Here is a 13,002-nt window from a genome sequence, read left to right as displayed (position 1 = left end):
ATGCGGGCTGACCGAAATCATCCCGCCGTGTCGACGGCCCAGCGTATGCCGTCGGCACGTTAGCCGGCGGCAGTTCCCCCTTGTGCTGTCGCCGGCTTCTTCCTTAAAGGAGCCGGGCATGTGGAAGTGGTTTGACGTATCGATGTTGCTCTACGCAGCGGCTTTCGCCCTGCTTGTATTGGTGTGGGCGGTAGCGCGCTGGCCATCGAAGGCCCGAGTGGCCTGGACAAAGTGCGGTGACCTACTGCGCGGCTGGCCACTGCTGCTGATCTTTCTCACCACCTTCGCGGTGGTGTTGTGGCTGAATCCGGCCAAGGCGGGATTGGCATTCTGGGGCGTCAGCAAGATCGCCTTGTGCGGCTACCTGGGCTATTGGGCCGATCGCCTGTGCTTCCGACCGGAAGATCGTCCGCACGCGCTTGTGGGTATCAGCAGGGGCGCCGCATGGAAACGCCGGGCGCTGATCGTAGCCGCCGCGATCCTGGCCGGGGGAATGATCCCGTGACGCGGCGGTCGCAGCGATTCGCTGGCTATGCCGTCGGCATAATGTTGGCCGTGCTGGCCCTGCTCAGCACCTGCACGCCGCAGCCGGTACACGCCGCAGAACGAGGCCTGCAGCCGGTGCGTATCCCGACGGTGTCGACGCTCTACCGGTTGCGACTGGAACGCGAAGCCGCACGCAACTTTGGCCTGGATGCGCCGGTGGCGCGTCTGGCCGCGCAGATTCACCAGGAGAGTGGTTGGCGCAGCGACGCCGCCAGTCCCTATGCCAACGGCATGGCGCAGTTCACGCCCGCGACCGCGAAGTGGTTGCCGAGCGTGTGCCCGGCGGTCGGCGTCGCCGATCCCTGGGACCCGGACTGGAGCCTGCGCGCGATCGCCTGCTACGACGCTTGGCTGCATGCACGCGTGACGCAGTTGCCCGGCTCTACCCTAAGCGCGTGTTCGCGTTGGGCCTACACGTTGCGCGCCTACAACGGCGGTGAAGGCTGGCTCATGAAAGAGCGACGCAAAGCCGCCGCCGCCGGCGTCGACGGCAACGCCTGGCGTGCCGTGGAGCCATACCGGGTACGCGCCGGTTGGGCGCACACCGAGAACACCGATTACCCGCGCCGCATCTTGCTACGTCTGGAACCCGCCTACCGCGCCGCCGGTTGGCCAGGGAGCGCGGCATGTTGAAAGCCCTTTTTAAAGCGGCACAAAGCGCCGGTGTATTGCCCGCTTTCGGCTGGGCCATGCTCGCTGTCGCGTTGCTGGCTGCCGGCGGCGGCGGTTGGGCCGGCTTGCGTTGGGAGCAGGGCGCTCACGCGTTGCGCACCAATGCCGAGTTGCGCGCCGAGCGTAAGGCGGATCGCCAGACGATCGACGAGCTGACCCACACCGCACGCCAGTTGCAGCAGCACGGCGTGGACAGTGTGCTGGCCTACGACCAAGCCACCGAACGCATGAATGCGATCGCCACCACCTTGGAGACTCATTTTGCACAGAACCGCCACTTCGCCACGCAACAACGGGACGCGCTGGCCGACTTGCTCGGGCGCCGTCCTGATCTGCGCGATCAGCCTTTGGGCGACGACGTCCTGCAGCACTGGAACCGCAGCAATCAAGGCCCCAGCGCCGACGCCGCCACCCCCGAGCCTGCAAGCCAATCAACGCACGCCGTGTCCGGAGCTTCCGCTGGCGCCCGACAGCCGGCCCGGCACCCTGATCGGCAACCACGACGCGGTGACGGCGCTGTACCACGCGTGCCGCGCTCGCAACGGCAGTCTGCTAGCGGCGTTCGACGAATGGCAGAGGACCGCGTGGCACTGGTACTGCCAAGCGGTCGAGGCGGCCGGACTGGATGCATCGGCATGCCGCGCGCATGAAGCCGCGCGACCTGTTCAAAGACGCGATCCGACTGCGCGATGAGTGGCGCCGGCAGATCACGCAGCTGACTGCCAAAAGTCGAAACGCACCGGCGGCCGACCGCCGCTTGATCGAGATGCACGCGCGCGTGCTAGGCGCCTGTTCGCAGGACCTCGACGATGTGATCACCGCCAAGGAGCACCCCAGTGGCCGACGAGGCTGACCGCGCCAATGCGGAGGATGAACGTGCGATGGCGCGATTTGAAATGCAGCTGCAAGAGCAGCGCGTCCTCGATCACCTGTGTGACCGCGATCCGACGCGCGTGGCGCGTTGCCGTGAGTGCCGATTGGCGATCGACCCCGAACGTCTGCTGGCGTGTCCGCGCACGCAGCACTGCACCGAGTGCGCGGCCGGACTCGAATCCGGCCACTTTCGCGCAGGCCGCTGATGAACGTCGACTTGTGGTTCAAATGGCTCAACGCGGTGGTGCTCGTGGGTAGTGTGGCCACGAACGTCTTTCTGTTCTTCAGCTCCAAGCGAGACACGCGCTTTGCCCGGGTCAATGCCTGTCTACAGACGTTGACGGATAAGCAGCTATCGGAGGCGTCCTCGCGCAAAGCGCATGACGGCGAGCTGGACAAGCGCATCAGCGTGATGGAGGAAAAGGTCAAAGGTCTGCCCACCCACGACGACCTGGAACAGATCCGCGGGGAGCTGGCGACGATCGGCGCCAATGTGGCCACGGTCAGCGAGCGGTCGCGCGTCACGATGGATTCCATGCGACGAATCGAGAATCACTTGTTGGAGCGTAACCGATGAAAACCTTTGCCGAACGCTTGCTCGAAGATCGGCGCCTGGTATTGCTGCGCATCCTGTCCGAGCAGCTGGGCTACAAGGCCAACAGCAGCGTGCTGGCGGTGGCGATGGACAGCTTCGGCCATAGCGTGAGCCGCGATCATGTGCGCACGCAGTTGGCCTGGCTGGCCGAGCAGGACTTGGTGCGCCTGGACGATCTGGGGCCGGTGTTGTTGGCCACGCTGAGCGAGCGCGGCCACGACGTGGCCCAAGGCCGCGTGGTTGTGCCGGGCGTCGCCCGTCCGGGCGCGTGAGCCATGGCCCGCAAGAGCAACATCGAGCGCGGGCCCGAAGCGGTACGCACCACCATCGATACGCTGATCCGAAAAGGACGTTTTACGCTCGATGAAATGCGCCATTACGTGGCGGAGAAGCACGGTCCCCAAGTCGTACCGAGCCGCTCCAGCCTGCACCGTTACAGCGTGCAGCAGGAGACGATGCTGGAGAAGATGCGCGCGATCGATGCGGCCGCGCGCGTGGTGGTGGAAGAGTTGGGCGAATCCCCGGATGACCGCGCCGGGGCGTTGCTGGTGCAATCGATCACCACCCTGGCCACCGACGCCGCGCTGCGGGCCCAGGTCGATGGCGAGGAACCGAGCATTGACGATGTGCGCAAGCTGGCCCGGGCCGCGAAAGATGTGATTGGCGCGCGCCAGGCCAACTTGAAAGAGCGCCAGCAGATCGAACGCATGGCGCGCGAGCGCCTACAGCGTGAGCAATCGGAGAACCTGGAAAGAATCGCGACGGAGCAAGGCATGGACAGCGCGCAGGTGAACTTCTGGCGCAAGCAATTCCTGGGCGTCGGCTAATGGCCAGCGCCGTCAAATCGCTGACCAGCACCGTGCGAATCGTCGAATGGGATGAGCTGCCTGCCAGCGTGCGCGAGGTGCCAGCGGGTTTTGATCCGCTGGCGGCCGGCATCTTGATGGCGCACCAGGTTCAGTGGCTGTCGATACGGACCTCGATCAAGATCTGTCCCAAAGGGCGCCGGACGGGAATTACCTTTTGCGAAGCCCTCGACGACACTCTTATTGCGGCCTCCCGCAAGTCGGCCGGTGGAAGCAATGTGTTCTACATCGGCGACACCAAGGAAAAAGGCCTGGAGTTCATCGGCTATTGCGCCAAATTCGCGCGCGTGATCGCGCAGGCGCAGAACCAGGGCGTGTCGAACATTGAGGAGTTCCTGTTCGAGGATCAAGACGAACGTGGCAATAGTCGCCAGATCACCTCCTACCGCATTCGGTTTTCCTCCGGGTTCCAAGTGGTCGCCCTGTCCTCGCGCCCGGCGAATATTCGAGGCTTGCAGGGCAAGGTCGTCATCGACGAAGCTGCGTTCCATCCCGACGTGCAGGGCGTGCTCGATGCCGCCACCGCGTTGCTCATCTGGGGCGGCTCGATCGTGATCATCTCCAGTCACAACGGCAAGCGAAATCCCTTCAACCAGATGGTGCTGGATATGGAAGCCGGTCGCTACGGCGAGGACGTGGCGGTGTTGCGGGTGACCTTCGATGACGCGGTGGCCAACGGCCTGTACGAACGCGCGCAGCTGATGCAAGGCAAGCCGGCCACGGCCGAGGACAAGCGCAAGTGGTACGCGAAGATCCGCAACGGCTATGGCGTGCGCAAGGCGGCCATGCGCGAGGAACTGGACGTGATTCCGCGCGATGGAAGCGGGGTGTGCATTCCCGGGATATGGATCGATGAGGCGATGCGTGAGGAGCGCCCGATCTTGCGCCTGGCGCTGGGCGATGACTTCGCGGCTAAGCCGGTACATGAGCGCGATGCCTGGTGCGAGGAGTGGATGCACCGCCACCTGTCGCCGTTGCTGCGCGGCCTGGATCGCGATCTGCGGCACGTGTTTGGCCAGGACTTCGCACGTCACCGCCATTTTTCCACGATCGCCCCGTTCGAGATTGGCCCGACACTTCGACGCACGATGCCGTTTGGTATCGAAATGCACCGGGTGCCCACGCGCCAGCAGCAACAAATTCTGTGGGCGGTCATCACCGGGCTGCCGCGCTTCAGCGGCGGCGCGATGGATGCCACCGGACCCGGCCAGACATTGGCGGAGTACACCGCCGATCAATTCGGGACCGCGATTCACCAGATCAACTTGAATCGCGGTTGGTACGGCATGTGGATGCCCAAGCTAACCCAGGCCTTTGAGGATCACACCATCGACCTGCCGCGTGATGCCGTGCTGGCCGACGACATTCGTGCCATCGAAGAGATCGACGGCATCGCGATGGTAGTCAAGGCTGAAACCAAGGACACCAAGGACCCGGACCTGTTGCGCCATGGCGACTTCGCCATCGCTCTGGCCATGGGCTGGTACGCCTCTCTCAACTTGAGTGCGTCCATCGACTTTCAGTCGGCGGGCACACAGGCCTCTCAGCGTCTGAGTAACGACTTCACCGGCACCCGGGTCGCCACCACACAGGTGGGCTTTGGCACGGTCGCCGGCCGCAATGATTTTGGAGGCTTCTTGTGACTGAGACGATCGCCCGCCCGATGCCGGGCTTGGAGATAGCGACCACGGGCGATGGACGCGATATCACCCGGCCCTACACCGCCGGCATGCTGATGCCGACCGATCGCGTGCTGCAGCAGCGTGGCGGCAACGATCTGCTGATCTACGAACAGGTGCTCTCCGAACCGCAGGTCAAAGCGTGTTTCGAGCAACGCCGCAATGCGGTCACCAGCTGCGAGTGGCAGGTCGATGCCGCCAGCGACCGGCGCATCGATCAAAAGGCCGCCGAGCATCTGCGGCTGCAACTCACCCGCATTGGCTGGGACCGGGTGACCGACCGCATGTTGTACGGCGTGCTCTACGGCTATAGCGCGGCCGAGTTGATCTGGAATGTGCAAGGTGGTCTGCTCGGCTGGGAACAGATCAAAGTCCGCAATCGCCGCCGCTTCCGCTTCGACGCGGCCGGTGCCTTGCGCTTGATCACGCCGCATAAGCCGTACGACGGCGAACCGGCGCCTGCACCATACTTTTGGCATCTGGCCACGGGCGCCGACCACGACGATGAACCCTATGGCGTTGGCCTGGGTCACTGGTGCTATTGGCCCGCGCTGTTCAAGCGTAACGACATCGCGTTCTGGCTGACGTTCCTGGAGAAGTTCGCCGCGCCCACGGCTATCGGCAAGTATCCGAACGCGGCCACCGAGGACCAAAAAGCCAAGTTGCTGCAGGCGCTGATGGCGATCCGCACCGATGCGGGCGTGATCTGTCCGGAGGGCATGGCCATCGACTTGCTCGAAACCGCGCGCAGCGGCACCGCCGACTACAAGACCCTGCACGACACGATGGACGAGACCATCGCCAAGGCCATCCTCGGGCAGACCATGACCAGCCAGGATGGCAGCAGCCGGTCACAGGCGGAGGTGCATATGGACGTGCGCCAGGACATCGTCAAGGCCGATGCCGATTTGATCTGCGAGAGTTTCAACCTCGGTCCTGCCACCTGGCTGACCCAGTTCAACTTCGCCGGGGCCCAGCCCCCGCGCGTGTATCGGGTGATCGAAGAACCCGAAGACGCCAACCAGATGGCCGAGCGCGATACCAAGGTGAGGGCGATGGGCTTCAAGCCAGGATTGGCCTATATCCAGGAAACCTACGGCAACCATTGGGAACTCGATACACCGGCATCGCGTTCCGGCCAGCCAACCGGCGCCGGCGACGAATCGACCGCGTCGGCCTTTGCCGAACCGGATTCGATCACCGCCGCCAAAGCCGAGGCGCAAGGACGGCTGGACACGATCATCACCAGCGCTGATCGCTATGGCACGCGATGGCCTCGACTCATCGGACCGCGCGTCAAGGAACTGCAAGTGCTGCTCGATCAGAGTACCGACTTGGCATCGTTCCGCGAACGCGTGATCGAGCTGGCCGACAGCGACCCCACCGACTCGTTTGTCGATGCGCTCACGCGAGCGGGTTTCGCCTCGAACCTTTTCGGACAACTTCCCAAGGATGCGTGACATGAACAACCCACGCCGTCCGAAGCCGATGTTTTGCAGATGACGATTCAATCGGGCTTTGATGTATCTCCGGAAGATGCCCTGCGCTTCTTCCGCGCCAAGGGTCTGCGCACTACCTTCGCGTGGCAGGACCAGTGGGCCGCCGAGCACGAACTCGCCTTCACGGTGGCCAAGATGGCCGACCTGGACCTGCTGGCGGATGTGCGCGACGCCGTCGATGTTGCCATTGCCGAAGGGCAGACACTGGCGCAATTCAAAAAGCAGTTGGAGCCGATCCTGATCAAGGCCGGTTGGTGGGGTCAGCGCGAGCAGGCCGATCCGTCATCCGGCGAAAAGCGCCTGGTGCAATTGGGCAGTGCCCGCCGGCTGGAAACGATCTTCCGCACCAACATGATGACGGCCTATTCGGCCGGCGAGTGGACGCAAATCGAGGCCACTGCCGATAGCGCGCCTTATTTGATGTACGACGCGGTCGATGACACCCGCACCCGCGAACAGCATCGCGCTTGGGACGGGCTGGTCTTGCGCTGGGACGATCCCTGGTGGAACACGCACCGGCCCCCCAATGGCTGGAACTGCCGGTGCAGCGTGATCCAGCTCGGCCCACGTGATCTGCGCGCCATGGATCGGGACGGTCCCGACACCGCACCGCTCGTGAAGCGCCGCGAAGTCATCAACACCCGTAGCGGTGAGGTGATGCAGGTGCCGCTGGGAATCGACGCGGGCTTCGACTACAACCCTGGTCGCCAACGCCAAGCACAGTTGGACCTGCGGTTGGCCGAAAAGCGCGCCGCTTTTGCGGAAGGCAGCTGATGCAACCGTCGATCACCCTGGACGATGCCAAGGTGCACGCGGCCATGACACGGCTGCGTCAGCTCGTCGGCGGTCGCGGCGGCGGCGCGCTCTCCATCATGCAGAGCATCGGCCGCTATATGAAAACCAGCACGCAGATGCGCTTTCGCACTCAAGCCGGACCCGATGGCACGCCCTGGACCCCGAGTGCGCGCGCGCAAGCCGAAGGTGGGCAAACCCTGCGCGACAGCAATCGACTCTTCCGCTCGCTGAGTTGGCACGCCACCAGTCAATACGCCGAGGCCGGCACCAACGTGGTCTATGGTCCTGCGCATCATTTCGGCATCCGCGAGATGGTCAACATTCCGTCCCATCGGCGCACGCGCCGCAAGACCAGCCGGACCGGGCGGCTGTCGGTGTCATCCTGGACGGTGCGCTCGTATGCGCGCGCGATGTTCCTGCCCGCGCGCCCCTTCGTGGGCTTCAGCCAGGCTGATCGCATCGAGATTCTCGCCATCCTGCGCGAGGGCATCGCGGCACTGGCGCGGCCGTGACGGAGGAAAAGGCGGCCGGGTGGTCGTTCACACCAAGGTAGCGGGTCCATCCACACCGCCCCGAAGGCCCACGGGGATAGGAATGCGACGCCCGGCCGGGGGAAAGTGACGTGTTAGCGCGGTGTCCCCAACGCCGCCCGGCAACGCTACCTTCTGCCTATCGGTGACGTAATTGGCCAGGAGGGCAAAGATCGTTGCCCCAATGGGCAATCGCCGCAGCCGCGCGGGATCGCCGTCCTCTGCGCAACGGCATCGCAGCACGGGCGCAGCCGTGATCGGGGAAAGGCAGCCGGGCGGTAAGTACACGCCGGGGTAGCGGGTCCGCACGGTCCCCGGGGGATACGGGGAAGAGGGGTGCGGCGCCCGGCTGGGGACGGTTGGGAGGTGGACGGGGTGTCCCAAACCCCAAAGCGACACTACCCCCATCCTGCCGGTGGCCACAATTCGCCATAAGGGCAAAGATCGTGCCCCAGAGGGCACCGCCGCAGTCGCCCCAGGAGGGCTCTGCGGCCCGCTGGGACGACCGACGGGGGCGCTGCCCCCCGGGTCGGCGCGCTGGCGTCGATTAAAAGCGGTTTTAAAGCGGGTCCCCGCCCGGTGACTCGCCGCCTCGGGCGCCGATTTGCCGAACCGGCCCTGGAATCGGTAGGGTAGGTCCTGCCCCGGCAGGGTGCCGGCAGCCCTCGGCATCAACGCCTCCGCGCCTGATGTCGCCATGGCCGAAGCCTTTAGCGCACGCTAAACCCAATGCCAGTCGCCCGAGCCCGAAGCTGGCGGCATGACACAGCATGCCTCCCCGCTAGCGACGCTCGCTTCCCCCGCCGCCGCCCCGCCGATCGAGATCCTGCGCGTCGGCCGGTTCGTCGACATGCACGGCCGGGAACACGCGTTTACTGCGGCTGACCTGGCCGACATCGCCCAGGCCTATGACCCCGCCGTTGGCCAGGCGCCGCTGGTCATCGGTCACCCCGAAACCAACGGCCCGGCCCACGGTTGGGTGCAATCGCTGCGCGTCGAAGGCGACCGGCTGGTGGCGGTGCCCGACCAGGTCGAAGCCAAGTTCGCCGAAGCCGTCAATGCCGGGCGCTACAAGAAGCGTTCGGCGTCCTTCTACCCGAAGAATGCCAAGAACAACCCGACGCCAGGCAAAACGTATCTGCGCCACGTCGGGTTTCTCGGCGCCGCCGTGCCGGCCGTGACGGGATTGCGCGACTTCAACTTTGCCGCCGATGACGACTGCTTTGAGTTCGCGCTCGGCGAGAGCGTGCGCTGGTGGGCGCTGGGTTCGATCGCCGATCTGTTTCGCGGCCTGCGTGACCGCCTGATCGAAACGGACGGCTTGGATAAGGCCAACGCGCTGATCCCGGTCCACCAGATCGATTCCATCCGTGAGGCCGCGCGCGAGCCGTCGCCGACCACCACGGCGTATGCCGCGCCCGCCGTCACCGACGACCCCATCACCCCCGAGGATACCGATGTGACCGAGAGAACCGCTGAACTTGCCGCACGCGAGCAAGCCCTGATCGAGGGGCAGACCAGACTCGCTGCCGATCAGGCCGCAGTCACCGCGCGAGCCCAAGCCGCGCTGCGCACCGATGCGGTGTCGTTTGCCGAGGGTCTGATCCAGGCCGGCAAGCTGCTACCTAAGGACAAGACGCCGGTGGTCGAGCTGTTGCTGGCCTTGCCGGCCGACGATGCACCGCTGTCGTTTTCCGATGGCGATGCCACGGTCGAGTCGCCCGCTGCCGCGCTGCTGCGCGGCCTGCTCGATGCGATGCCCCCGCGCATCGACTTCTCCGAAAAGTCCGGCGCGGTTGACGTGGCGGTGACGGTCGATTTTGCCGCGCCGCCCGGCGCGCTGGTGGATGCGGCCCAGATGGCACTGCACGCCAAGGCGACCGCCTACCGGGCCCAGCACCCGGGCACCTCTTTCCTCGCGGCGGTCAAGGCCGTCGGCGGCTGATTGCTCTCGATTTATTTCAGTTTCTCTCACTTTCCTCTCACTCCTTCATTTCTCTCAATTTCTCTCATTGCGCTTGGCGCAGGAGCGTGTGCCGTGACCCAGAAAATTTCGTTGTTGACCTTGTCGATCGCCGCCGCCGCCGCATTGCCGGCCGAACGGTTCCTGGGCCCCAACGCCCAGCTCGCCGCTGCCGCCAGCCATGCGATTGGCGTGACCGTCTCGCAAGTCACGATCGCCGGTGAGCTGATCCCGTACGACGTGCTCGGCACCACGGTGGTCACGGCCGGTGCCCCGATCGCCGCTGAGGCGCTGCTTGAAGTCGGTGCGGACGGCAAGGCAGTGCCGCTGGCCGCTGGCATCGCGGTGGCCCGCGCCAAACAAGCCGCGACCGCCGATGGCGATCGCATCGAAGTGCTCCTGCTGCCGAACTGACGCGCGCGCCCTGCGCGGCGCGCTGCCTTCACTCTTCATTCCAAGGCCTATTTATGACCCAGCAAACCACCGCCCAATCCCGCGTTCTCGATCCGATCCTGTCCGAACACGCGCGTGGCTATGTCCGCCCCGGCAATGTCGCCAAGAAGTTGTTCCCCGTGGCCTTCGTCAAAGCCTATGGCGGCCAGGTGCTGGAATTCGGCAAAGAGGCATTCCGCCGTTACAACTCCAAACGTGCGCCCGGCTCGGCCACCAAGCGCATCACCTTCGGCTATGCCGGCAAGCCTTACGCGATCGTCCCCAAGTCGCTCGAAGCCCTCGTGCCCGAGGAAAATCAGAACGACGCGTTGCAAGTGCCCGGTGTTGATTTAGCGGCTGACAGCGTTGATGTTGTGCTCGATGTGCAGGAACTGGAGCACGAGTGCGAGTGCGCGGATATTGCGCGCAATCCGGCCAACTACGACGTTAACCATCTGAACGTATTGGTAGGTCCGAATCGTTGGACCGGTGCCAATGGCGATCCGACGGCTGATATCGCCGCTGCTAAGGAAGCGGTCCGCAAATCGATCGGCGTCCGCCCCAATATCGTCGTGCTGTCGGCGACCGCATTCGCTGCATGCGAATTCAACCCCAAGATTCTGGAGCGGATCAAATACACCGGCCGTGACAGCGTCACGACCGAGATCCTGGCCAAGCTGTGGAACATCAAAGAAGTGGTGGTGGCTGAAGCCGTCTCCGCGTCAGGGCAGAACGATGACTTTGGTGATGTCTGGGGCGACGACGTGATCGTGGCCTACGTATCGCCCGAGCAATCCAACGGCCGCCGCAGCACCGCCAAACCCAGCTACGGCTACACCTATGCCATCACCGGGATGCCGTCGGTGAATCAGCCGTACTACGAGAACAACATCAAATCGTGGGTGTATCCGGTGTCGAACGACGCCACACCCGTATTGAGCGGCATGACGGCGGGCTACTTGATTCAGAACGCCGGCGCGCCGGCATAACGCAACACGTCAGTAGCTCAATGGCAGAGCGGCGGTCTCCAAAACCGCAGGTTGCAGGTTCAAGTCCTGCCTGACGTGCCACTTCTCTTCTCTTCATTCGCTCGACTCCCCAAGGCACACCATGCAGCGTTGCTATCCCATCCTGATGCCGTTCAAGTTCGCCGGTGTCGTCGTCAAGCCCGGAGCGTTCGTCCCGCTGGACGACGATCAGGTGGGTGAATACTTCGCCGCCGGTGTGATTGGTCTGAATTCGATCGAGGCGCCGCTCGATGAAGGCGAAGCCGCACGATTGCGCGCCGAGGAGGTGGAAGCCGCACGCATCGCCGAGGAACAGGCACAACGCGCCGAAGCAGATCGCATGGCAGCCGAGCAAGCGGCGACCGATCGGATCGCGACCGATGCCGCAGAAGCCGATCGCATTGCCCAAGAGCACGCGCAACGCGTCGAAGCGGATCGGATCGCAGCCGAGCAAGCGGCGGCCGCGCAAACCGTGGCCGATCAAGCGGCAGCGAAGGTGGTCGAGCTTGCGAAAGCGGCCGGCAAGTCGCCGAAGTCCAAGACGCGCTAAGGCTGGGACATCGTGACCTACGCTACGCAAGATGACCTGGTGAGCCGCTTCGGCGAAACCGAAATCATCCAGCTCAGCGATCGCGCCAACACCGGCGCGATCGATGCAGCGGTGATCGCGGACAAGCTGACCGATGCCGATGCGGAGATCGACAGCTACTTGGCCGGTCGTTACACGCTGCCGTTGTCGCCGGTACCGCTCACCTTGCAGCGCCTGGCGTGCGACATCGCACGCTATCACCTCTACGACGATCGACCCATCGAGTACGTGGTCAAGCGCTACGAGGCGGCGATCCGGTTCTTGGAGATGGTCGCCAAGGGCACCGTGCAGTTGGGCACGGACAGCAGTGGCCAGGTGCCGCCATCCGCCGATAGCCCGGCCTTTGTTTCGCCGGCCCCGGTATTCAATCGGTGCACGCTCAAGGACTACGTCGGATGAGCATCGCGCAGATTGAGCAGGCGTTTATCGATATCGCAAAAGCACGTTTTGGGACGCATCTAAGGACCGTTGAAAGCTTGCCGGCCGATTGGGACAGCGAGACCTTCAAACGCATCCTGCGCCTGGCACCGGGGTTGTTCGTGGTTTTCGGTGGCGGCGCGGCGATGGACCAGAGCACCGACATCCGTTCGCAGTGGGTCCTGCTGGCCGTCACCGCGCACGCCAGCGGCGAGCGCGCCCGACGTCATGGCGATAGTCGCGAGATTGGCGCCTACGAAATCATCGAGACCGCGGTGCCGCTATTTCACGATCGCCAGGTGCCTGGAGTTGGCCTGATTCGCTTTGAAGCCATTGAGAACCTGTTTACCGCCGCGATCGAGGAACAAGGCGCGGCGATCTACGGCGCACGTTTCTCGTTGCCGATGACCATCACCGCGCCGCCGCCCGGCGGCACAGATCCGCTCGATGCCTTTCTTACCTTCAACAGCACGCTTGATGCCGCGCCGGCCGATGGTCGCCCCGAGGCCGAAGACGTGGTCGTGCTGCCGCAATAGCCG

18 protein-coding genes and 1 tRNA gene are annotated in these 13,002 nt (G+C 64.5%); all 19 read left to right on the top strand.

What is annotated here, in order from left to right; translation table 11 throughout:
* Positions 1-118 precede the first annotated feature (118 nt).
* Positions 119-505: a putative holin gene (locus AB6O04_RS17530; RefSeq protein WP_368565517.1), complete on the top strand. Its 387-nt coding sequence runs from the start codon at positions 119-121 to the stop codon at positions 503-505.
* A complete protein-coding gene (locus AB6O04_RS17525) occupies positions 502-1,179 on the top strand; it encodes a transglycosylase SLT domain-containing protein (protein ID WP_368565516.1) in 678 nt (225 codons plus the stop codon). The genes AB6O04_RS17530 and AB6O04_RS17525 overlap by 4 nt, the downstream gene beginning before the upstream one ends.
* Positions 1,173-1,868: a hypothetical protein gene (locus AB6O04_RS17520; protein ID WP_368565514.1), complete on the top strand. Its 696-nt coding sequence runs from the start codon at positions 1,173-1,175 to the stop codon at positions 1,866-1,868. The genes AB6O04_RS17525 and AB6O04_RS17520 overlap by 7 nt, the downstream gene beginning before the upstream one ends.
* A complete protein-coding gene (locus AB6O04_RS17515; protein WP_368565513.1) occupies positions 1,865-2,071 on the top strand; it encodes a hypothetical protein in 207 nt (68 codons plus the stop codon). The genes AB6O04_RS17520 and AB6O04_RS17515 overlap by 4 nt, the downstream gene beginning before the upstream one ends.
* A complete protein-coding gene (locus AB6O04_RS17510; RefSeq protein ID WP_368565511.1) occupies positions 2,055-2,297 on the top strand; it encodes a hypothetical protein in 243 nt (80 codons plus the stop codon). Before AB6O04_RS17515 ends, AB6O04_RS17510 begins: the two co-directional genes overlap by 17 nt.
* A complete protein-coding gene (locus tag AB6O04_RS17505; RefSeq protein ID WP_368565509.1) occupies positions 2,297-2,668 on the top strand; it encodes a DUF2730 family protein in 372 nt (123 codons plus the stop codon). The genes AB6O04_RS17510 and AB6O04_RS17505 overlap by 1 nt, the downstream gene beginning before the upstream one ends.
* The gene (locus AB6O04_RS17500) at positions 2,665-2,958 is read left to right on the top strand and encodes an ArsR family transcriptional regulator (protein WP_368565508.1); all 294 of its coding nucleotides are present in this window, start codon (positions 2,665-2,667) and stop codon (positions 2,956-2,958) included. Before AB6O04_RS17505 ends, AB6O04_RS17500 begins: the two co-directional genes overlap by 4 nt.
* Before the next feature lie 3 nt (positions 2,959-2,961).
* A complete protein-coding gene (locus AB6O04_RS17495; RefSeq protein ID WP_368565507.1) occupies positions 2,962-3,513 on the top strand; it encodes a phage protein Gp27 family protein in 552 nt (183 codons plus the stop codon).
* On the top strand, positions 3,513-5,195 hold the full coding sequence (locus tag AB6O04_RS17490) for a hypothetical protein (protein ID WP_368565506.1): 1,683 nt from the start codon (positions 3,513-3,515) through the stop codon (positions 5,193-5,195). Before AB6O04_RS17495 ends, AB6O04_RS17490 begins: the two co-directional genes overlap by 1 nt.
* Positions 5,192-6,691: a DUF935 domain-containing protein gene (locus AB6O04_RS17485; RefSeq protein ID WP_368565503.1), complete on the top strand. Its 1,500-nt coding sequence runs from the start codon at positions 5,192-5,194 to the stop codon at positions 6,689-6,691. The genes AB6O04_RS17490 and AB6O04_RS17485 overlap by 4 nt, the downstream gene beginning before the upstream one ends.
* A gap of 39 nt (positions 6,692-6,730) precedes the next feature.
* Positions 6,731-7,504 (top strand): phage minor head protein, encoded by a 774-nt coding sequence (locus AB6O04_RS17480; protein WP_368565502.1) that lies wholly within the window; start codon positions 6,731-6,733, stop codon positions 7,502-7,504.
* A complete protein-coding gene (locus AB6O04_RS17475; protein ID WP_368565501.1) occupies positions 7,504-8,037 on the top strand; it encodes a phage virion morphogenesis protein in 534 nt (177 codons plus the stop codon). The genes AB6O04_RS17480 and AB6O04_RS17475 overlap by 1 nt, the downstream gene beginning before the upstream one ends.
* Positions 8,038-8,815: 778 nt before the next feature.
* A complete protein-coding gene (locus AB6O04_RS17470) occupies positions 8,816-10,000 on the top strand; it encodes a hypothetical protein (RefSeq protein ID WP_368565500.1) in 1,185 nt (394 codons plus the stop codon).
* A gap of 93 nt (positions 10,001-10,093) precedes the next feature.
* The gene (locus tag AB6O04_RS17465) at positions 10,094-10,432 is read left to right on the top strand and encodes a DUF2190 domain-containing protein (RefSeq protein ID WP_368565499.1); all 339 of its coding nucleotides are present in this window, start codon (positions 10,094-10,096) and stop codon (positions 10,430-10,432) included.
* A gap of 53 nt (positions 10,433-10,485) precedes the next feature.
* Positions 10,486-11,439: a hypothetical protein gene (locus AB6O04_RS17460; RefSeq protein WP_368565498.1), complete on the top strand. Its 954-nt coding sequence runs from the start codon at positions 10,486-10,488 to the stop codon at positions 11,437-11,439.
* A gap of 6 nt (positions 11,440-11,445) precedes the next feature.
* Positions 11,446-11,520: transfer RNA gene (locus AB6O04_RS17455), tRNA-Trp, on the top strand.
* A 40-nt stretch (positions 11,521-11,560) separates the two neighbouring features.
* Entirely contained in the window at positions 11,561-12,007 is a 447-nt protein-coding gene (locus AB6O04_RS17450; RefSeq protein ID WP_368565496.1) for a hypothetical protein, read from the top strand.
* Between the two features lie 12 nt (positions 12,008-12,019).
* Complete coding sequence (locus tag AB6O04_RS17445) at positions 12,020-12,445, top strand: gp436 family protein (protein WP_368565495.1); 426 nt, start codon at positions 12,020-12,022, stop codon at positions 12,443-12,445.
* Complete coding sequence (locus AB6O04_RS17440; protein WP_368565494.1) at positions 12,442-12,999, top strand: phage protein Gp37; 558 nt, start codon at positions 12,442-12,444, stop codon at positions 12,997-12,999. The genes AB6O04_RS17445 and AB6O04_RS17440 overlap by 4 nt, the downstream gene beginning before the upstream one ends.
* Positions 13,000-13,002 lie beyond the last annotated feature (3 nt).

The organism is Pseudoxanthomonas sp. UTMC 1351 (genome assembly GCF_040948865.1).
Taxonomy (GTDB): Bacteria; Pseudomonadota; Gammaproteobacteria; order Xanthomonadales; family Xanthomonadaceae; genus Pseudoxanthomonas_A.
This window is presented reverse-complemented; position numbering and strand designations above follow the sequence as displayed.